This is a genomic window from Oceanobacillus neutriphilus (assembly GCF_014645515.1).
Lineage (GTDB): Bacteria > Bacillota > Bacilli > Bacillales > Amphibacillaceae > Oceanobacillus > Oceanobacillus neutriphilus.
Window position 1 is genome coordinate 75,942 of record NZ_BMLW01000001.1, and the last position, 22,464, is coordinate 98,405.

General features: G+C 38.8%; 17 protein-coding genes and 1 other annotated feature. Of the genes, 2 read left to right on the plus strand and 15 right to left on the minus strand.

The features are described from left to right. Positions 1–3 precede the first annotated feature (3 nt). A complete protein-coding gene (gene hprK, locus IEX29_RS00355) occupies positions 4–942 on the minus strand; it encodes an HPr(Ser) kinase/phosphatase (protein ID WP_077601956.1) in 939 nt (312 codons plus the stop codon). 157 nt (positions 943–1,099) lie between these two features. Further along, positions 1,100–1,351 (plus strand) — a binding site (T-box leader). A gap of 67 nt (positions 1,352–1,418) precedes the next feature. On the opposite strand from hprK, the gene argS reads away from it, so the two are divergent. Continuing rightward, positions 1,419–3,107 (plus strand): arginine--tRNA ligase, encoded by a 1,689-nt coding sequence (gene argS / locus IEX29_RS00360; protein ID WP_188732542.1) that lies wholly within the window; start codon positions 1,419–1,421, stop codon positions 3,105–3,107. 552 nt (positions 3,108–3,659) lie between these two features. Next, positions 3,660–4,433: a MerR family transcriptional regulator gene (locus IEX29_RS00365; RefSeq protein WP_188732543.1), complete on the plus strand. Its 774-nt coding sequence runs from the start codon at positions 3,660–3,662 to the stop codon at positions 4,431–4,433. Positions 4,434–4,518: 85 nt separating this feature from the next. Here the strand turns inward: IEX29_RS00365 and IEX29_RS00370 are convergent, their stop codons facing one another. The 14 genes from IEX29_RS00370 to prfB all read right to left on the minus strand — a co-directional run bounded on the left by IEX29_RS00370 (position 4,519) and on the right by prfB (position 22,302). Then, the gene (locus IEX29_RS00370; protein ID WP_229720029.1) at positions 4,519–4,923 is read right to left on the minus strand and encodes a MepB family protein; all 405 of its coding nucleotides are present in this window, start codon (positions 4,921–4,923) and stop codon (positions 4,519–4,521) included. A gap of 174 nt (positions 4,924–5,097) precedes the next feature. Continuing rightward, the gene (locus IEX29_RS00375) at positions 5,098–5,451 is read right to left on the minus strand and encodes a phage holin family protein (RefSeq protein ID WP_077601948.1); all 354 of its coding nucleotides are present in this window, start codon (positions 5,449–5,451) and stop codon (positions 5,098–5,100) included. After that, positions 5,451–5,642 (minus strand): PspC domain-containing protein, encoded by a 192-nt coding sequence (locus IEX29_RS00380; RefSeq protein WP_188732545.1) that lies wholly within the window; start codon positions 5,640–5,642, stop codon positions 5,451–5,453. Before IEX29_RS00380 ends, IEX29_RS00375 begins: the two co-directional genes overlap by 1 nt. A 136-nt stretch (positions 5,643–5,778) precedes the next feature. Beyond that, entirely contained in the window at positions 5,779–6,462 is a 684-nt protein-coding gene (gene bshB2, locus IEX29_RS00385; RefSeq protein WP_188732546.1) for a bacillithiol biosynthesis deacetylase BshB2, read from the minus strand. A gap of 58 nt (positions 6,463–6,520) precedes the next feature. Then, positions 6,521–6,874 carry a YojF family protein gene (locus IEX29_RS00390; protein ID WP_188732547.1) on the minus strand — a complete coding sequence of 118 codons (354 nt, stop codon included), beginning with the start codon at positions 6,872–6,874 and terminating at the stop codon, positions 6,521–6,523. 329 nt (positions 6,875–7,203) lie between these two features. Beyond that, positions 7,204–10,077 carry an excinuclease ABC subunit UvrA gene (uvrA, locus tag IEX29_RS00395; protein ID WP_188732548.1) on the minus strand — a complete coding sequence of 958 codons (2,874 nt, stop codon included), beginning with the start codon at positions 10,075–10,077 and terminating at the stop codon, positions 7,204–7,206. Positions 10,078–10,084: 7 nt separating this feature from the next. Further along, on the minus strand, positions 10,085–12,067 hold the full coding sequence (uvrB, locus tag IEX29_RS00400) for an excinuclease ABC subunit UvrB (RefSeq protein ID WP_188732549.1): 1,983 nt from the start codon (positions 12,065–12,067) through the stop codon (positions 10,085–10,087). Positions 12,068–12,456: 389 nt separating this feature from the next. Then, positions 12,457–13,656: a PDZ domain-containing protein gene (locus tag IEX29_RS00405; RefSeq protein WP_229720030.1), complete on the minus strand. Its 1,200-nt coding sequence runs from the start codon at positions 13,654–13,656 to the stop codon at positions 12,457–12,459. 154 nt (positions 13,657–13,810) lie between these two features. Next, complete coding sequence (locus IEX29_RS00410; RefSeq protein WP_188732551.1) at positions 13,811–15,277, minus strand: S41 family peptidase; 1,467 nt, start codon at positions 15,275–15,277, stop codon at positions 13,811–13,813. A gap of 1,331 nt (positions 15,278–16,608) precedes the next feature. Next, positions 16,609–18,159 carry a murein hydrolase activator EnvC family protein gene (locus IEX29_RS00415; RefSeq protein ID WP_188732552.1) on the minus strand — a complete coding sequence of 517 codons (1,551 nt, stop codon included), beginning with the start codon at positions 18,157–18,159 and terminating at the stop codon, positions 16,609–16,611. A 247-nt stretch (positions 18,160–18,406) separates the two neighbouring features. Next, entirely contained in the window at positions 18,407–19,300 is an 894-nt protein-coding gene (gene ftsX, locus IEX29_RS00420) for a permease-like cell division protein FtsX (protein ID WP_188732553.1), read from the minus strand. Continuing rightward, positions 19,290–19,976 carry a cell division ATP-binding protein FtsE gene (gene ftsE / locus IEX29_RS00425; RefSeq protein WP_188732554.1) on the minus strand — a complete coding sequence of 229 codons (687 nt, stop codon included), beginning with the start codon at positions 19,974–19,976 and terminating at the stop codon, positions 19,290–19,292. The genes ftsX and ftsE overlap by 11 nt, the downstream gene beginning before the upstream one ends. A gap of 816 nt (positions 19,977–20,792) precedes the next feature. Continuing rightward, entirely contained in the window at positions 20,793–21,104 is a 312-nt protein-coding gene (locus IEX29_RS00430) for a c-type cytochrome (protein WP_188732555.1), read from the minus strand. Between the two features lie 99 nt (positions 21,105–21,203). Continuing rightward, positions 21,204–22,302, minus strand: a protein-coding gene (prfB, locus tag IEX29_RS00435; RefSeq protein WP_188732556.1) for a peptide chain release factor 2 whose coding sequence is annotated in 2 segments (ribosomal slippage) — positions 21,204–22,238 and positions 22,240–22,302 — 1,098 coding nt in all. Because the reading frame shifts where the segments join, the coding sequence is not laid out codon by codon here. Positions 22,303–22,464: the final 162 nt, after the last annotated feature.

Sequence of the window (22,464 nt, forward strand, 5' to 3'; positions counted from 1 at the left end):
CTCCTATTGTGATTCTAAATCACCTTGTTCAATCATTTTTGTTAAACGGTCTGAAAACTCTTCTGCAGTATTCACACCCATCCGTTTCAACCGGAAATTCATGGCAGCTACTTCAATAATAACAGCCAGGTTTCTTCCTGGTCTAACAGGTATTGTTGCTTTCGGCAAATGAACATCCATAATCTTCATCGTATCTTCATCTAATCCCAGACGGTCATACTGTTTTTTATTATCCCAATTTTCCAATTGTATAACCATAGATATTCGTTTTTGGCTGCGGATCGAGCTTGCTCCAAATAACGTCATGACATTAATAATACCCAAGCCCCGTATTTCCAGTAAATGTTCAATAAGGGCAGGTGCATTACCAATCAGACTCTCATAGTCCTCCTGCCGTATTTCAACATTATCATCTGCTACAAGACGATGTCCACGTTTGACTAATTCCAATGCTGTCTCACTTTTACCAACACCACTCTGTCCGATAATTAAGACACCGACGCCATAAATATCTATTAAAACACCATGCACCGCCGTAAACGGTGCAAATTTAGATTCTAAGTAATTGGTTAAACGGCTCAATACCCGCGTTGTTGTCCGCGGTGATTGTATGATAGGTACTCCGGAATGCTTCGATGCTTCAAAAAATTCTTCAGGTACATCCATGCCACGGGAAATGATAATTCCCGGAGTTACATCCGTACACAGATTTTCAGCACGCTGCTTTCTTTCTGCTGCATTTAACCCCAGAAAGTAAGCCAATTCTGTCTTACCAATTAATTGTAGACGCTCCCGGGGGTAATAGTCAAAAAAGCCCGTCATTTCTAATCCCGGGCGTGAAATGTCGCTTGTTATAATTTCACGGTGAACTCCTTCTTCTCCTGCTACTAATTGCAAATTAAACCGATCTAATAAATCCTTTGTACAGACGGTCGATACCATTTTGAAGCTCCTCTCTTCAACAAAGCTAACTGATATACATTTTAGCATAATCCGTTCAAAAAACGTAGAGGAGAAGTTTTTTAATAAAGCTCTTTGCCAAATATTTGTAAAGGAGTACTTGTTATTTTAGAGAATCTCTGTATAATGAAGCATTAATACATTACCGTTGATGAAGAGAGTAGTTATATATCATGTGCAGCAGCGAGTCGGGAGCCGGTGGAAGCCTGACAGTACAGAATATAATGAAGCGCACTTCAGAGGTGCTGTCTGAACGATCAGTAGGATATGCCGGGTTATTCCGTTAAAAATAATATAAGAAGGTTCTTATTTATTTCTGATTAAAGCATAAAGCTTTATAAGGAAAATCGAGAACAATTAGGGTGGTACCGCGAATAAACTCGTCTCTATGTTACATCATGGAGACGGGTTTTTTTATGTTTTATATATCATATTTTATCGTATTGGAGGAGTGGACCATGAATTATCGCCAACAATTTGCAGAAGAGATTTATGCCCATTTACAAGAAATATCAGATGTGGATGAAATTATTTCATTAATTGAGGAGCCAAAATATAATACACATGGCGATTTAGCATTCCCTTGCTTTACGTTAGCAAAAAAAATGAAAAAAGCTCCACAGCAGATAGCCGAAGAGCTGTCCCTAAAAGTAAAAGCACCCTTTTTAGAAAAGACAGCAGCAGCAGGACCTTATTTAAATGGATTTTTAAACAAAGCAATCGTAAGTAAACAGGCGATTCAACGCATTAATATGGAGAAAGAAAGCTACGGCTCTTCTTCTGTTGGTACTGGGAAGAAGATTACTCTGGATTTCTCCTCCCCAAATATCGCCAAGCCTTTCTCGATGGGCCATTTACGTTCTACTGTTATTGGCAATGCACTTGCTAATATCTCAGAAAAATATGGTTATGAAGCCATTCGAATAAATCATCTTGGCGACTGGGGTACGCAATTCGGCAAGCTGATTACTGCTTATAAACAGTGGGGTTCAGAGGAAAAAATACGAGAGAATCCAATTAAAGAGCTCTTTCATTTATATGTTATGTTTCACGAACAAGCAGAAAAACACCCTCAATTAGAGGATGAAGCCCGTTTCTGGTTTAAACAATTAGAATCTGGAGACGAAGAAGCAAATAAGCTGTGGAAATGGTTCAGAGAAGAATCAATGAAGGAATTCGCAAAAATTTATGAGCTGCTGGATATTGCATTTGATTCTTATGATGGCGAAGCATTCTATAATGATAAAATGGACGGGATTGTCCAAGAATTGAAAGCCAAGAGTCTCCTGTCTCTTTCAGATGGAGCTGAGGTGGTTGATTTAGCAGCTGAGGATATGCCGCCATGCTTAATCAAAAAGAAAGACGGCGCAACATTGTATGCCACCAGAGATTTGGCTGCAGCTGTTTATCGGAGCAGAACCTATCATTTTGAAAAATCCTTTTATATCGTCGGCCAGGAGCAGCGCCTTCATTTCGAACAGCTATTTCTCGTGCTTCAAAAAATGGGCTATGGCTGGGCAGCTTCCTTAAAGCATGTTCCATTCGGTTTTATTTTAAAAGACGGAAAGAAAATGTCGACCAGAAAAGGAAAAGTTGTGCTATTGGAGGACGTTATTAAAGAAGCCATTGACCTGGCTTACCAAAATATTAAAGTTAAAAACCCTGCATTAGAAAACAAAGAGGAAGTAGCAAAAATGGTCGGTGTCGGAGCGATTATTTTTCATGATTTAAAGAATGAACGCCAAAACAATATAGAATTCAATCTGGATGAGATGCTGAAATTTGAGGGTTCCACAGGGCTTTATGTACAATATACGCATGCCCGTGCCTGTTCTATTCTCTGGAAAGCTTCCAGTGAAAATAACTTTCCAGTCAGCGGGCTGACCGATTCACACAGCTGGACCGTCATCAAAACCTTAATGGATTTTCCAAATATCATCGAGAAAAGCTTTCAGCAGGCAGAGCCATCCGTCATTGCAAAATATGTTCTAAAATTAAGTCAGGATTTTAATAAATATTATGGTCAGGTCAAAATATTAACTGATGATAAAGAGCAAAACAGCAGACTGGCGTTGGTAAAATCTGTTGCGATTGTGTTGAAGGAAGGACTGAGGCTGCTGGGTGTTAAAGCTCCTGAGAAGCTTTAAGTAACCAGACTGGCTATTTTCCAGCGGAGCTGTCATCAGATACGTAGCAGGTATTTTGTGACAGCTCCTTATTAAATCTAAAAAATATAGGGCTTAATTATTGGATTTTAGTCAGGTTTCACAAAGAAAGAGCTTTATATTATAGTCAGACTATTGTTCTATACTTTACATCTTTTTTGAACCCAGATAATACCACAAATAATCATTATATCGGTTTTGTTCCTCTCTTTAAAAAACGTTTATCCTGTGTATTCCCTGATAAAATCATTGATATCTCTATTATCAGGGAATTGTTACTTTAAGTTTAAATGTATAAATAAAGGGAAATTGTTTAACTAAATCCCTGATTTCTATTTGATTCTTTCTTTTTATTTCATAATTCTTAAGCTTTCAAAGTAAACGCAGGTCTGCTGGAAATAAACAGACCTGCTAAAAAAATAGTAGCGCGAACAATCAAACCCTCGATTCTGATTTTTACCTCACCCGTTAAAAAACCCTTGCACTTCACGTAACGGAAAGCATTATACTTATCTGTAAAGGAGTTGAGATAGAATGTACACCATTGGTGAATTTGGAGCAAAAACCGGATTTTCAACACGGACACTGCGTTTTTACGAAGAGCTGGGGATTCTTTATCCAGGCAAAAGAAATGAAAGTGGTCATCGTTTATACGGATTGGAAGAACTTGCTACCTTGCAGCGTATTCAATCATTAAAGTTTATTGGATATTCACTCCAGGAGATTAAAGAAATGCTGGATAAAGAAGAAATCACGTTAGAAAATTTCGCTGACACTCTCCCTGGTCAAAGAAAAGTTTTGGTGCATAAGCGTGAAGAATTAGACCGGGCAGTTGCAGCAATCGATCATGTACAAGAGCTTTTGGATGATAACTTCCCATTAGATTGGACTGTCCTCACTTCGCTGCTTTACGGGATGGAATTTGAAGAAGAGCAAAAAGCGTTGATGAAGGAGCATTTTCCAGACGATTTTGCATCACTTTTCACGGATATACCAAAGGAAGATCGTAAAAAATTAGATAGAGAATTACTTTCTATCCTGGCTGATGTAAAAAAGCTGATGAGAGAGAATACTCCTCCGCATGCCAAAGAAGCACAACAGGTGCTAGTAAATTTTAGTGAACTGTTCCTGAAAATTGTACCTGAAGATGTTATTGTAGAGAACATGGATAAATGGGAAGAACAATTGGAATCTGCTGAAGTGGATGATTTCGCAGCTCCGACTTTCTGGTCAAAAGAGGAAGAAGCCTACATGGAGGAAATAGCTAAAGCGATGGAACAGCAGTATAAAGAGGACGGAGAAAAATAATGGAATGAAAAGTCTGTAGCTTTATCCTATATAGAACAGATTAAAATCGTCCGGACTTTTTCATTCCATTTCTTATATGTACTTTTTAAGAGAAATATAATTCTGTTAGTCTTCCCCTATCTATTTTATTGGAAACATTCATAAAGTATGGTGCTTGCCATGCCTGTGTTTTTTTAGCAGAGGTATTTAACGATTTTTCCCAGGAAGGATACACTCTTATTGCCATTTTCCCTTTGTTATCAACAGTTCTTAATATCCCTTTTTCTAAAAGAAGGGATTTTGGAAAAATAAACTGACCTTTCAAATCCTTATCTATAATCGAAATCATTATTTTATCCGGGCTTTCACTATACGCATATGCCTCATTTCGTTGATTTACATCTTTTTCCCAAAAAACAACAAAATAGCCATCTTTCTTTGGTGTTTGTTTAGCTAAACGGCTTCTATATTTAGTATCATTAATAGTAAAAGTAGTTCCCTCATATTCCATATTTTGCGGCTCTTTCAATATATTTGTTATTTCATAATCTGTATCAGAAAGTAATTCTTTGATTAAATTTATCGATTTAAGCACTTTTTTCTCCTTCCTCTTTGACAACAGCGGGCTCATCTTTCAAATTTTGCTCATTAGAAAAAGATCAGGCAAACACCTGATCTTTTCTTATTACCTTATATCCCGAACAACACTATTTAAAATCATTGAAATTAATGAAATCACAATCGATGCAATAAACGCCGTACCAAACCCGTCAATAACAAAGGAAGGTCCGATAAGCGCCTGCGTAATCATCAATATAATTGCATTGACAACAATTAAAAACAATCCAAATGTAATCACTGTAATCGGTAATGTCAAAATAACCAAAATCGGCTTCACAAACATATTCAGGATGGCTAAAATAACACTTGCTAACAGCGCTGTACCAAATCCATCAAGCTGAAAAGAATCAAAAATCTGGGCAACTGCTATCAGCGCAACAGCATTTAATACTAATGAAATAATCCCCCGAAGCAGCATTAATACACGTCTCCTTTAGGCATAATAAATGCGGCAATCACATAAACAATTGCCAATGTGGAAAAACTCGGGATAAGCAGGATTAAGAAAATAATCCGGAGCAGTGTCGCATCCACATTTAAATACTCTCCTAAACCACCAAGTACACCGGCAAGAAATTTATTTGATTCCGAACGATATAATCTTTTCATGGAAGTACCTCCTCAGATAACTGTTTTGTTGTCTATTTAATTATGGATATGTGTTATTCTACCCTTTCATACGAAAATAGAAATGAAAAAGTTTCATTTCTATTTTCCCGCTACCCATTCTTTTTAAACAAAACAATTATTTTGAGCTGTCCTTTTCAAAATCCCAAACATAAAAACGTTCTGTCGCCTGGTTTTCAATCAGTTCCTTTTTCACTTCTTCATCTAAATCATCCAACTGTTTATACCATCCAAACATACCCGCTACCTGCGAGTCATGTGACAGAATCGTTTGCAATTTTTTATCGAAATAATCAATAACATTATTGGTAATATCAGGGTTTCCTAGATCCTCCAGATGATTATTCGAAAAAGCCTGGGCCCATACTTTTGGTCTTTCCTCCCGATTCATATCCTCTACTGCCTGAATTGCAGCAGCTCCTAAGGAGTTATGATCCGGGTGTACAGCATAACCGGGATAATGCGTAATCACAAGAGAAGGTTTTATTTCTTCTAAATATCCTCTTAAATGATCAGCAACCTCCTGTTTATCTTCAAATTCAATTGTTTTATCCCGATATCCGAGCATCTTCAATTCCATATCTAATGTCTCACAGGCACGCTTTAACTCTTTTTTACGAATTTCCGGCAGGGATTCTCTATTCGCAAATGTTGGATTTCCCATATTTCTTCCCATTTGTCCTAATGTTCCACATAAATATGTTACCGGCACACCTTCAGCACGGAATTTTGCAACAGAGCCGGCCGCTCCAAATGCTTCATCATCCGGGTGCGGAAAAATAACAACCACGTGTTTTTCCATTATCTTCACCTATCCTTCTAACTAGAATCTTCCTAATAGCGTATGTTTACTTTGTACTTTACTGTTGAAAAGGTGTTTCACTAACCTCTAAAGCTACCATTAGCCTGCCTTCTCTATCATGACCGGCCAACAATAATTGGTTTTCCTGATAAATGGTCCAATCGGTTAACCCTTCTGCATAAATCCAGCCAAGCTCCATTTTCAAACCAACGCGATATGAATTTCCATCTCCTATAATCTTTGCCTGTTTATATGTTACCTTTGCATTCCGGATATATGCTCCAACAGTATATGCGTTGGCGTCTAAGTGATTGGCGTAAGCACCATTTGTTGTTTCTAAATGTATATATACTTCTTTGTTCGAATAACTGTCCAATGCCTGCTGGACTTTTTCTATTTCTATCGGTTTCATGTTTCAACCTCCAATTCTATTCTTATACTCTATCGAAATGCAGACCAAGCGTCAATCAGATAGCTTACTCAAATGAAAACTTTGCCTTCATCCGCAACAGAATTTTGTTCTGAAAATATACTTACATTACATTCGTTGTATATTTATATTTTATTATAGCATAGTATTCTGATTGGATTACAATTGTCTAATAAAATAAACTATTTTTTGTAGAACAGATATGAGATTTACTCAAAAAAGTTAGCCTGGATTCATATTCCATCACTCTGTAATAAAACAAGGTCCATCTGAAGAGCAAAATCGCACTCTAAAGATGGACCAGTTTCCCTCTATTTACTGCTGACTTTCTCTTTCACCATTTCATTCATCCGTTCTTTATCTCTTTCTAATACAGGTCCAAGGTACTTCCCTGTATAAGAAATATCTGCCTGCTCTGCGATTTTTTCCGGCGTTCCCTTAGCAATAATCTGACCGCCCCGGTCTCCGCCTTCCGGACCTAAATCAATGATATGATCCGCACTTTTAATCACATCTAAATTGTGTTCAATAATTAAGACAGAATCCCCATTATCTACGAGTCGTTGCAGGACATCCAGCAAACGGCGTATATCAGCAGAATGAAGTCCCGTTGTCGGCTCATCCAATATATAAAACGTCTTTCCATTGGAGCGTTTATGCAATTCACTTGCTAATTTAACGCGCTGAGCTTCCCCGCCCGATAAGGTCGTTGCCGGCTGCCCCAATTTGATATATCCTAATCCGACATCATAAATAGTCTGCAGCTTCCGTTTAATTTTTGGAATTGCGGCGAAGAACTCTAACGCTTCCTCGATACGCATATCCAATACCTCTGATATATTTTTGCCTTTGTATTTCACTTCCAGTGTTTCCCGATTATAACGTGCCCCTTCACAAACCTCACAAGGGACATAAACATCCGGCAGGAAGTGCATTTCAATCTTGATGATTCCATCCCCGCGGCAGGCTTCACAGCGTCCGCCTTTCACATTAAAGCTGAAGCGGCCTTTTTTATATCCTCTTACCTTTGCTTCATTCGTTTGTGCAAATACATCACGAATATCGTCAAATACACCTGTATACGTCGCCGGATTGGAACGTGGTGTTCTTCCAATTGGAGACTGGTCAATATCAATAACTTTTTCAATATGTTCGATTCCTTTTATGCTCCGGTACTTCCCAGGCTTCACTTTGCCTCTGTATAATTCTTTTGCTAAAGATTTGTAGATAATCTCATTAACAAGTGTACTTTTCCCGGAACCTGAAACACCAGTGACGACTGTCATCAAGCCGATCGGAATTTCAGCCGATACATTTTTCAAATTATTCTCCGACGCACCGGTAACTTTAATTTTACGTTTATCGGCTTTCTTCCGTTTAGATGGAACAGGGATAAATTCTTTACCGGATAAATAACGGCCGGTTAATGAATTCTCGTCAGCCATTACATTTTCCGGTGTACCGCTTGCTACAATTTCACCGCCGTGCTCGCCGGCACCCGGTCCAATATCAATCAGCCAGTCTGCTGCAAGCATTGTATCTTCATCATGCTCGACAACAATCAGCGTATTGTCTAAATCACGCATCTGTTTAAGCGTTTCAATAAGTCGGTCATTGTCACGCTGATGCAATCCTATGGAAGGCTCATCAAGTACATAAAGCACGCCTGTCAATGCCGAGCCGATCTGAGTCGCAAGACGGATTCGCTGTGCTTCTCCGCCAGAAAGTGTTCCTGCTGCACGTGATAACGTTAAATAATCTAAGCCGACATTATTTAAAAATGCCAGTCGGTTATCAATTTCTTTCAAAATTAAACGGGCAATCTGACGGTCTTTATCACTCAATTCAAGCTGCTTGAAAAAGTCCATAGATTCCAGGATAGAAAAGTCTGTTACCTGACTGATATGCTTCCCGTCAATTAATACAGCAAGCGCCTCTTTATTCAGACGATGTCCCTTACATGTGGGACAATTTTTCTGTGCCATGTATTTTTCTAATGTCTCACGGATAAAATCAGATGAAGTTTCTTTGTACCTGCGTTCAACATTCTTTAAAACACCTTCAAAAGCAATATCTTTGGTACGTGCACTTCCAAAATCATTCTCATAATGAAAATGAATCTTTTCTTTTCCGCTTCCATATAAAATTTTATCCATTTGTTCCTCAGGAATATCCTTCACAGGAACATCCATCGGAATATTATAATGATCGCAGACACTCTTTAAGAGCTGCGGATAATATTGGGAACTGATAGGCTCCCAAGGTGCAATAGCATGTTCATTTAATGTTTTATCCCAATCTGGAATAACTAATTCAACATCCACCTCAAGTTTTGTTCCTAATCCATCACAGCTCGGACAGGCACCAAAAGGACTGTTAAACGAGAATAAGCGCGGTTCTAATTTACCGATAGAGAAACCACAGATTGGACAGGCATGATTTTCACTGAACATGAGCTCCTCATCGCCAATGACATCAACAATCGCATTGCCCTCTCCTAATCTAAGCGCTGCTTCCAGGGAATCACTTAAACGGGTTTCTATTCCCTCTTTAATAACAATACGGTCAATAACAACCTCAATAGAGTGCTTTTTATTTTTCTCCAGGTTAATATCGTCCGTTACTTCCATCATGTCTCCATCAATCCGGACACGCACATAACCTTGTTTTTTCAAGTCTTCTAAAACTTTAACATGCTCTCCCTTTCTGCCTGAGATCACAGGGGCTAAAATCTGCATTTTCGTTCTTTCCGGATATTCCAATACTCTATCGACCATCTGCTGCACTGTCTGTGAGCTGATTTCGATACCATGCTTCGGGCAGGTCGGTTTTCCTACGCGTGCATAAAGTAAACGTAAATAATCATAAATCTCTGTAACCGTTCCGACCGTTGATCTTGGGTTTTTACTGGTTGTTTTCTGATCAATAGAGATTGCCGGTGATAAACCTTCAATCACATCAACATCCGGCTTATCCATCTGTCCTAAAAACTGTCTTGCATATGCAGACAGAGATTCTACATATCGGCGCTGTCCCTCTGCATATATCGTATCAAAGGCGAGGGATGATTTCCCGGAACCAGAAAGCCCTGTAAGAACAACTAATTTATTTTTGGGAATATCGACATCTATATTTTTTAAGTTATGCGCTCTGGCACCTTGGATTTTTATAGACTTGCTTGGCATAAAAAATTCATCCTTCCGCTTTTAGCTCCAAGAGAACATCCCTTAATTCTGCTGCTTTCTCGAAGTCTAGATTTTTGGCTGCCTGTTTCATTTCTTTTTCCATATTTTCGATAACCTTCTGTTTTTCTTTCTTCGTCATCTTCTTCACTTGTTTTGCTTCAGAATCATATGCTTCCGGTGCTTCTGCAGCAACTGTTGCCTGAATAACATCACGGACTTCCTTACGAATGGTTTGTGGGGTAATACCATGCTTTTCATTGTATTCCTGCTGTACAGTGCGGCGGCGCTCTGTTTCATCAATCGCTTTTTGCATGGAGTCCGTTATTTTATCAGCATACATAATAACTTTACCATTTTCATTTCTTGCAGCACGTCCCATAGTCTGGATTAAGGACCGCTCTGAACGGAGGAAGCCTTCTTTATCGGCATCCAGGATGGAAACCAGAGATACTTCCGGAATATCCAGCCCTTCCCTAAGAAGGTTAATTCCGACAAGAACATCATATTTTCCAACGCGCAGATCACGAATAACTTCGATCCGCTCCAAAGTTTTAATTTCTGAATGCAGATAAGCAACCTTCATCCCGATTTCCTTCAAGTAATCTGTTAAGTCCTCCGACATCTTCTTCGTTAAGGTCGTGATTAATACACGTTCATTTTTCTCTGTCCGCTTGTTAATTTCACTAATCAAATCATCAATCTGCCCATCAATAGGACGGACTTCCACCTCTGGATCCAATAAACCTGTCGGACGGATAATCTGTTCTGTCATTTCCGGTGAATGCTCTAATTCATATGGACCCGGTGTCGCGGAAACATAGACCAGCTGATTGGTCTTTTCTTCAAATTCTTCAAAGCGCAGCGGACGGTTATCCATTGCTGAAGGCAATCTGAACCCATGGTCAACGAGAACCTGCTTCCGGGCCTGGTCACCGTTATACATACCACGAATCTGGGGCAATGTCACATGGGATTCATCAATAATTACTAAAAAGTCATCCGGAAAGAAATCCAGTAATGTATATGGTGTTGCACCTGCCTCACGTAATGTTAAAGGACGTGAATAGTTTTCAATACCGGAACAAAATCCCATTTCCCTCATCATTTCTAAATCATAATTTGTGCGCTGTTCCAGACGCTGGGCTTCCAGCAGTTTTCCTGCATCATTTAATTCCTTCAGCCGTTCTTCTAATTCTTTTTCAATATTTTTAATCGCAATTTTCATCTTTTCTTCACGGGTAACAAAGTGGGATGCCGGGAAAATAGCTACATGCTCACGGTCACCGATAATTTCTCCGGTTAAAGCATCCACTTCCCGAATCCGGTCAATCTCATCTCCAAAAAATTCTACCCGGATACAATGCTCTTCATGAGAAGCAGGAATAATTTCCACCGAATCTCCACGCACACGGAATGTACCACGCTGAAAATTAATATCATTTCTTGCATATTGGATATCTACTAATTCCCGCAGGAGCTGGTCTCTTTCCTTTTCCATGCCAAGCCGTAAAGAAAGCACCTGGCTTTTATATTCTTCCGGGTTACCTAAGCCATAAATACACGATACACTTGCTACAATCAATACGTCATTTCTTTCAAATAGTGCTGATGTAGCAGAGTGACGCAATTTATCAATTTCATCATTTATACTTGCATCCTTCTCAATAAAAGTATCCGTAGAAGGTACATAAGCTTCCGGCTGATAATAATCATAGTAGCTTACAAAATACTCTACAGCATTATTTGGAAAGAATTCTTTAAATTCGCTGTAAAGCTGTCCTGCCAGTGTCTTATTATGCGCAATAACAAGTGTCGGACGGTTAATTTCTTTTACAACATTGGACATGGTAAATGTCTTTCCCGTCCCGGTAGCACCTAGTAAAGTCTGATGATGCTGCCCGGCAAGTATTTTTTCTATAATTTCTTTAATTGCCGCCGGCTGATCTCCCGCCGGCTCATAAGCAGAAACTAATTCAAAATGCTCTTTCATCCTGTTTCCTCCGTTCCTTACAATAGCTAATATCTATTATATCCTTTTCTTAAAAAACGAACAAGTATTCGACTCTGTTTTTAAGAATTTATATTTGTTTTTAATTATTTATAGCTTAAGACGATTAGAAATACTGGAATACCTCTGCAAAAAATCAATATTACATGCAGGGCTCTTAAATTAATCACTTCATCATGTTCCATCTTTTTATATTAAAATGACATCAGATTTATCGTCTATAGAATTCAATCAGGAGTTATAGAAAATCGGGTTAATCCCCTCTATTTTCATTATAGCCTTTCTGTCAATCTTTCAATCCTGATTTAAATTTAATAATGAAATAAGAATGCTTGAATCCGGCTGTGATCACCGTTTCAAGCATTCTTATTTTAAGACGCATTATTATTTTTTTTATCTCTTCTTGCTTTATAGGGCTCTTCAGCAAATTGAAAGCCCAGGGAGTGATGCTCCCCCTCATATAAGGAGCATTGTACGAAGCGGATCTCATTATCATGATTAAAGACTTCCATTTTAATATAAGCCCCGCTTCGTTGTAAAGCTTCATAAAAAGCCTGGCTTGTCTGTACATTTTTTCCATGCACTCTGTAGATAGACTCCCCAGGTTCTATCTCCAGTCTGTCTGCCGGACTTCCCGGAAGAATCCCCACAACCCGCAGGCCTTTTGGATGCGGCTGATAATGCGGGCGGCGTAAGCGGTCACCTTCTCTATACCGGTAGTTCAAATATTCTTTTCCTATAATTGCAAGGATTATAGCGGTCAAAGAAAGATATGGAATAAATACCCCTCCGACAGCAATAAGGAAAATGCCTATTGCCAAAAATGTATTCGCCTTTGCCAGCTTGTAAATGGCGTCCTGGTGAAAATGGCCTTTTGCTTTATAGTTAAAGCCGATTAAGAAAGGAATGAGTACCAGACCTAACGAGGACTCCCCTATGGATAAATATGGCCACCATGGTGCAAAAGATGTAATTAACCCTTCTGGAACAAGCATAAGCAGCGGTACAACCGTTAATCGTTTAATTTGCTGTACTCCAACCCAGACACCCCGGTCGCTCAGCTGAATTCTCGGAAATAAATCTTGTTTTTCAACACGTTTAATTAATAGAGACTCTACAAAAAGCAATAATCCGGCCAAGACTGCTAGAGCAGGAAGACTGCGTTCATAAAGCAGAGAGTAATCAATCCAATTTTGCATATCAAGAACATAAGGTGCAAAAAATAAAACCAAAAATGTCAGTCCCAGCGTATAGCTTGGAGACAACAGTGTAAAGCGGGTACTGATACTTAACACGATAAAACTGAGCGCTAATACGAAAATGGTTTCATAGGAGAACACCATACCGACTCCAATAATTACAGCAGATATAAGTATGCCGCTAATTAATGAAACAAGCCATGTCCGATGCCATTCAATAAATTTCGGGTATAATTTTATTCCGAAGTCATATCGCTCCCGCTTAATCCGGAAATAACTTGCCATGGTTAATATAAATAAGAACCAGTATAATGCCGGATTCAGAAAAAACTTACCTATACCCTTTGCCAGTTCAATAAGCCATTCTTCCACCAATATTCTTCACCTTCTTTGCGAATACATTTTATACGTTAAAATGAGGCAGGGACAGAAGCACTCTAACTCGTAAAATCATATAGATTATGCGAGTATCCGCTTCGGAATTATACTTCTCTTTCCCACGCTTGTCCTCTGCCTCATTTCATTTTTATTGATAAAGTTCTTCTAAAGACCGTTCCAGCTGCTTGTCGTCCTCGCCGGAGCGGATCTTTTCAATAGTTTGTGTTTCAATCAAGCCGCCGGTTTCTTCATTTACTTCTCCGGTTACATCCAGATCATTATCTTTCTGGAATTCTTCTACAGCACTTTCTGTTTCTTCACTAAAGTAGCCATCTGTCCTGTCAGTTTCATATCCCAGTCCGGATAACATGACCTGCATATTAGCCACAGCTTCACTTGTATGATCATAGGTGAGCGGCTCATCATCGGTTACTTGAATTGGAATGGAATAGTAATAATCATCCTGTTTTTGTTCGATGGTCGGTTCAACGCCGTCACCATCAATCCAAACACCATTTGGAGATAACCATTTGTAGGTTGTCATTTTAATAGAGCTGTCATCACCTAATGGAATAGCCTGCTGTACAGTACCTTTTCCATAGCTGGTGTCCCCGACAATATCATATCCGAGCTCTTTCATTGCTACAGCCACAATTTCTGAAGCAGAAGCACTGCCTTCATCAATTAAAACGCTGATTGGATAACCCTTCTCCTCATCTAAATCTGATGCAAACTCTTCTTTGTTGCCATCAGAATCCTCGATTTGCAGATACGGCATATCTTTAGGAACAAACTGCTTCAGGATATCTTCCGCAACATCCAACAAACCTCCAGGGTTCCCGCGGACATCAATAACAAGACCATCAATCCCCTGATCCTCTAAATCAGCCAGCTGCTCTGTAAACTCTTCATTTGTATGTTCTGAGAAGTTGGTAATTTGAATAACGCCTGTATCTTTGCCATCTTCACTGTTTATTTCACTATATACCGTTTCAACAGGAATCGTATCACGTTGAATGGTTACTTCAAATGGATCTGAAACACCCGAACGCTGTATTTCTAAAACAACATCCGTCCCTTTTTCTCCGCGAATTTTAGCAACAGCTTCGTTCACATTTAATCCTTCAACGCTTTCTCCATCCACGCTTAAAACTTGATCATTTGGACGCAATCCAGCTTTTTCCGCCGGAGAATCTTTCATTGGTGAGATAATCGTAATATAACCATCTACCTCACTGACTTCTGCTCCGATCCCTTCAAAGGATGATTCAATCTGTTCGTTAAATTGCTGCATCATTTCACTGTCTAAGTAAGAAGTATGTGGATCTTCGAGTTTAGAAAGCATTCCTTCTATAGCGCCCTCTACCAGCTCATTATCTTCAACATCCTCAATATAATTTGATTTAATCAAATCAAAGGTTTGCGAAATTTTGTGTAAATCTGCCGGCAGATCATCATCTGTATCCCCGCTGCCGGATGTGTCTGTATCAGTTATCCCTGAAGAAGAGCTGTCACCTTGATTTTGGGCTAACTTTACTCCGCCGTAACCGCCTAAAAGCCCAATAAGCAAGGCGCCTATTAATATCAGTATAATCTTAGATTGATTAAGCTTCATCTCTTTCTACACCTCTTTATCTCTTTACTGCTTCAAAAGCTTCCATCCGCCCTTGAAGTTAAATTATTAATATATAAAAATATAGCAGGTAATATGAAGAAGTAAATGGTTTTATTTATTCTATTATACCTGTTATCTTAAAAGAAAAAATCCATGCCAGGATAAAACTTCCTCCCGTGGAAGTTTTTATTTTCTTTCCATGGAAATGGATTCCGCTTACTTAACAAAACCATTTTAATCCGAAACGGGAGCTTTACGGACGGTTATCTATGATAAAAAATGGTATTTTTTATTTTCTAATAAGAAAAGCATATCATGTTATGAAGCGAATGACTATGATTTTAAACAAACATCATCAAGAAACACTTTATTTGAAATCCCTGCTCTTTTTATCCGGAATTTAATCTGCTGACCCAGCCCAGCAGGAGAAAGCTGACGATCATTTATCGGATAACAAGAAATCCGAACTAATTCAAATTCCCAGAAAGAAATTTTGAATACTAGTTCGGATTTTTCATTTGATAAATTTCTTTATATTAACTCAACTTTCGCACTTAAGAATAAACATATAAACCTTGCTGTTCCAGGATGTACATGTTCTCAATTAACATGCTTGCTTTTAGTTAACTCATCTTTTTATTTTTTGAACAGGTTATTGTGTATAGCTTCCGCTCCGGCCAACCACTCCGCTTTCCATGGGGACGGCTTCAGCTAACTTGAAAAGAAACCCGCTTTTCAAGTGGATCTTCAGCTCGCCCTGTTCCCATAGGAGTCTACGTGGTTGGCCTGCGCTCTAATAGGATTCTACAGCGCATAGAAGAAATAATAGCCTGATGAAGTTAGATGAAATCATCGTTTTTTAGCCTAAATAAACAATCATGCTGGTGTTTCAAATGGTTTTTTAGCAGTTCAAATCATCACAGCATGGATAATTCATATCGAGAATAGCTTTCATACACAAAAAATAAGGATTGCCGAGCATGTTTACCTTAACCACGCAACACGAAAATTCGTTCTGTCAGATCTGCCTTTTATTTGTTCAATTATTTCAGTATAGAATATCCTGCTAGCGGAGGCGGACCGTTTTGACTCCTGAGGGATTAGCACCATCTGAAGATCCACTTTTGCCAAGTGCTCTTCTTGGCAAAAGTTAGCTGAAGAGCGTGCCCCTAGGAAAGCAAAACGGTCCGCCGTAGCGGTCGCTTTACACTTTACCTTCTATCTTTGTCAACAGATATATGGAAGAAATGTTCAACCCCTGTTTCTATGGATAGGAAGTTACTTTTTAAAGTGAGAAAGTTGAGATATTAATTAATTAATTACGCAATAAATTAATTTATATAGCCTGATGGATCAACAGGGTTCTTGTATCCTCCAGGGTGAATTTCAAAATGGAGATGGACACCTGTAGATCCCCCCGTATTACCCATAACAGCAATCTGATCTCCCTGGCTTACTGTCTGTCCATTAGATACGGTAAAGCTTGATAGATGGGCGTATAAAGTAGTATAGTCCTGACCATTCACATTATGAGTTACCATAACAGTGTTTCCATAGCCGCTCATTTGACCAGTGAAAGCAACAACTCCATCTGCAGCAGCACGGATTACTTTATCTGCTTCTCCAGTTTGTCCGAAATCCATTCCATTATGCGGCCGGACATCTCCATGTATTGGATGTACCCGATTAGGATCAAATGGAGAGGTTTGCGGCCCGGTAGTAGGGCGAATAAAGCCGGAACTGTTGCTTGGTGCAGATTCACTTGCTTTCTCTGCTTCAGCTGTATAACCGCTGGCTACCTCTACTTCATTTTCACTTTCTTTTTCATCGGAAGATTCACTGCTTTCAGACTCACTTGAATTACTCTCTGTCCGTTCTCCACTGTCTTCCTGCTGTTCTTCTTCAGCTTTATGCTCCTCTTCCGCCTTACGCTGCTCTTCAGCTTCTGCTTCTGCCCGCGCACGTTCCGCTTCTTCAGCTTCCTTCTGCTCTATTTCTGTTTTCTTACTCTGTGCAGAATCTAAAGCCGCTCGTTTTGCTTCTGTTTGAGCATCAATCAGCTGCTGTTCTTCTTCAGCTGTTACTTTTTCTTCTTCGATATCATTATATTCAATTTCTAAGTCAGCTAATAAAGTTTCTTTATCGGAAATTTGTTCATCTAACTGTTCTTCTAATGCAAGCAGCTCTTCATGCTGGCCCTCAAGTGCCGACTTATTTTCTTCAACGGCTACTTTATTTTCCTCAACTGTTACTTTGCTTGCTTCCACTTCTTCTTTGTTTTCTTCTAATTGAGCCTTATCATTAGCCTGCTCTTCTAAAATAGTTCTGTCCTGATCCATTATTGTATTAACTGCAGTACTTCGGGATACAAATTCACTAAAATTCTGTGCTCCAAATATCACTTCTAAGTATTGAATTTCCCCGCCATTCTGCTGAATATTACGGAGACGGTCTTTGATGAGCTCATCTCTGGTTTCAATTCGCTCTTCTAAGTCTTCTATTTCATCCCCTAATTCTTCTATACGGTTGGACAGTTCTTCAATTTCATTAGTGAGGCTCTCAATTTCCTGATTTGTTTCCTCAATCTCACTCTCTTTTGCAGTAATGTCAGATTGCGTCTGATTTAATTCTTCATCTATTGATGAAATTTCACCCTCAACCTCACTCTGATCTTGTTGATTGGATTCCAGCTTTTCCTCAGAATCCTCTTGCTTTTTCTTCGCCTTTTCTTTTTCAGTTTCTAGATTAGACTTTTCTTTTTCTAATTCATTAATTTCATCTTCCACTTCTTTTACAGACTCTGCTGAAACAGAATGTAATGGTGTTGTCACTGCGAGCAAAGTTACTAGACTGACTGATGCTAATGCTCTCAAGCTTCTCATATGTTGTTCCCCTCTCCATTTTGTTTCTGCTTTTTGGAAAATGACTGCTTTAAGCGCTTTACTGCCAATTTTTCCTTTTATACTTATGTAAAATAAAATGAAGTTTCATTCAGTGAAATTTTTTACACTGCTTTCACTGAATGAAACTACAAATATATATCTAACTCTTGTGTGCAAAAGTCCGTTTAGCCTGAATCAGAAAATTTACGGATGATTCACGGTAATAGACCTTCTCTATCTATCAATCTTATACTTTCAGGAACTTCCGTACGCTCATCACACTTCCCCAAACACCTATTACTGCACCAATCACAAGAACCATACCTGATAATTGCCAAGCAAATGGGTCGAACGGTAAAAGTTCTACAAATCGGAAATTAATTACATTCGCAAAATTATTATAAATATAGTAGTAGCCTCCAAGTATAACTGCTACCGGAGCCAGAGACCCGAGAATCCCCAACAGAGCCCCTTCAACAAAGAATGGCCAGCGGATGAATGAATTTGTTGCTCCTACCAGCTTTTGAATCCCAATTTCTGTACTTCTTGCTATAATCGTTATCTTAATTGTATTAGAAATTAAGAAGATAGCTGTAAATACCAGGCCTATAATTAATGCCAGTCCAATCGCTCTCGCATAATTATTAAATTGGAAGAGCTGTTCGACAACTTCTTTTCCATATAATACATTCTCAACATTGTCTAACTCTTCTATTTGATTAGCGATAACCTCAGTTTCTTCTGGAACGCCGGCTTCTACAATGTACACATGGTTTAACGGGTTATCCTGCTCAAACATAGACCATGCTTGTCCTTCGTCTCCCATGCTCTCAATTAATTTACTCAACTCATTATCATTGGAAGAGAACTGTACCTCAGCAACGCCATCTATCTGTTCAATTTCCTCACCAAGCTGGACAATTTGATCTTCATCTGCAGTCACATCAATTAAAGTACTGATTTGAACATCCTGCTCGATATTTCTGGCCATTTGATCAAGATTCAAGACTAAAGCTAAAAAGACTGCAACCAGAATTAAAGTTGTTGTTACTGCTGCGATGGAAGCAAATGTCATCCAGCCATTTCGGAATATATTCTTGGTACCTTCACGTATATGTCTTAACAATGTTCTAAATTTCATAGCCGTAGTCACCCCGCTGTTGATCTCGTACAATAACTCCATCTTCAATTGCAATGACTCGACGTTTAATTGTATTAACAATATGTTTACTGTGAGTTGCCATGATTATGGTTGTACCTTTCGAGTTAATATCCTCCAGCACCTTCATAATTTCCCATGAAGTATCTGGATCCAGGTTTCCTGTCGGTTCATCCGCTATAACAACCTTAGGATTATTTACAATCGCCCGTGCAATTGCTACCCGCTGCTGCTCTCCACCTGATAATTCGCTCGGAATCATTTTTTCTTTCGCTTCCAATCCTACCAGCTTCAAAACTTCCTGCACTCTGCGTTTTATGCTTCTTGGCGATGTTTCTATTACTTCTAAAGCAAACGCCACATTTTCATAGACTGTCAGTTTTTGCAGAAGCTTAAAATCCTGAAAGACCACACCTATATCCCGGCGTAAATAAGGAATATGTCTTTCCTTTAATTTACTTAAATCCCGATCACTTACAATTATTTTTCCCTTTGTCGGCTTCGCTTCGCGGTAAATCAACCGGATAAATGATGATTTACCCGCTCCACTCGGACCAACAATATAAACAAATTCACCACGATCGATATGTATACTAATATCGTTCAGTGCTGTTACACCATTGCTATATGTTTTGGATACATTCTCCATTGTTATCATTTCATGACCACCCAATTTAATTTATTATTTCAGTCCATGACATAACCTGCTCTGATTTATGTCTTTTTCTTAAAACACAAAAAAAGACATATTTCGCCGCATCTATTTATAAACTTCGATATATTTTTAATACTGCTACTAGTCTCTGTCTTTTTCATATTAATTAAATTCATCTAAATAGAATTAAACGAACAAAAGTAATTATAACATCTCTTCGTATTTTATGATGAAAAAATCGTATTACATTTTCATTTCAATTCGACAATCCTTGTAATAAACAGACAAAGAAAACTTGGCAACCCCAATCCGGAAAGGGGCAGAGTTTATCTTTATATCGAGCATAGCCCTGCGTTTACTCAATCTGTTAAAACTGTATCGCTTATATCAATTCAAATTAATCACGAAATAGAGGGAATTTGGCTGAGGCTCTTTTTTTAATCCAGAGTTTATCTTATCCCTGGCATATTCAAAAATTTTACTGCTGCAAAATACTCTCTCCGCCAAATTTCAAAATCTTTAACTAAAAAAAGGCAAGCGTTAGATTATTTTTATGATAGATAAGATGAAAATTTTAGTAGATGATTATTACAATTACTTAATAACCAGGAGAAAAACGAAGTATATGTCATCAAATCGATAGTAGTTTAACAGGATGACAATAAGAGGAAGAAACAATAAAAACAGATTATCCGGCTAATAACCAAAACAGCTTATGTTCTTATAACATCTTGTAACATCCTGCTGCCCGAAAAAGACTCAGCTAAAAATGCTAAAATGCTGACAGACACCTGCAGCAAAGCAAATGTCTGTCAAATATTATTGTTCGGATAACCACGACGTTAACTCTTCCAGGTCTTCTCCTTCTACATGCTGCTGCGGCTGCATACCGCCAATACCTTCTTGAACTATGTCTGCAATTTGTTCCTGGGAATATTTCGAGCCGACATCAACCAGTGATGGACCGGCATTCCCTGAAAGATCAGCTCCATGACAAGAAGCACAATTATTACGGTATACTTGTTCTCCGGCCTCCAAATCTTCATCAGCATTACGGATATCATCCGCATTACCGCAGGCTCCAAGAACAATAAGCATGCTTAAAAACAGTACAGTGATTCCTTTTTTCACTTCTTTATCCCTCCCTGCTGGTTTGTTACTTTTAGTATATCTTCTTTATGTCTTACCCTGAAGGGATCATTTTGTACAAAAAAGAACAATTTGACTTGATTACATTTGCGAACGGAGATATCCGTCAATAAACATATCTATGTCGCCATCCATAACAGCCTGCGTATTCCCTGTCTCTACATCAGTCCTATGATCTTTCACCATAGAATACGGATGGAAAACATAGGAACGTATTTGGCTTCCCCAGCCGATTTCCATCTGCTCTCCGCGAATTTCAGCCAGTTCCTGCTTCTGCTTCTCAATTTCTAATTGATAAAGCTTTGATTTCAACATTTTCAGAGCCTGTTCCCTGTTTTTTATCTGTGAACGTTCATTTTGACAGGTAACAATGATATTTGTTGCAAGGTGTGAAATTCGTACAGCAGAGTCTGTTGTATTGACATGCTGTCCGCCAGCACCGCTTGCACGATACGTATCCACTTTTATATCCTCTGATTTTATTTCGATGTCCACATCATCACTCATTTCTGGAGTAACATCACAGGATACAAAGGATGTATGACGTCTGCCGGATGAATCAAACGGCGAAATTCGAACAAGGCGGTGAACCCCTTTTTCTGCTTTTAAATACCCGTAGGCATTATGTCCTTTAATTAATAGCGTAACGCTCTTCACGCCTGCTTCTTCTCCCGGAAGATAGTCAATCGTTTCTACGGAAAAAGAATGACTCTCCGCCCAGCGTTGATACATACGCAATAGCATACTCGCCCAGTCCTGTGATTCTGTACCGCCCGCTCCCGGATGCAGTTCTAAAATTGCATTATTTGCATCATACGGTTCACTTAATAAGAGCTGTAATTCAAATTTATTTACCTGCTCTTTAAATTCCTGAAGCTCTGACTGCAGGTCTTCAAATAACTCCTGGTCATTTTCCTCTTTAACCAGTTCATAGGAAACTTCCAGATTTTCTAAGGTTTCTTGAATCTCTTCAAAGGAATCAACATAACCTTTTAAGCCATTAGATTCTTGAATAACAGTCTGTGCCTGATTCTGGTCATCCCAAAATGACGGATCAGACATAAGTGCTTCTAATTCGGCAATTCGTGCTTTCTTTTGTTCGAGGTCAAAGAGACCCCCTGAACTCTTCAACTCGTGAAGTTATTTTTTCCAGCTCTTGTTTAATTTCATTTAATTCCATATACTGACTCCTCCTAGTAAAACCTAAAATTACAACTTCTAATCAAAACAACTGGATAAAGGCTGCAATCCAGATTCCTTTTCCATTTAATCACGGATATCCGTCCGAACTCCTTCTCTTAAAACAGAGAATGACGTTTCGCTTTATGAAAAGTAATTGTCT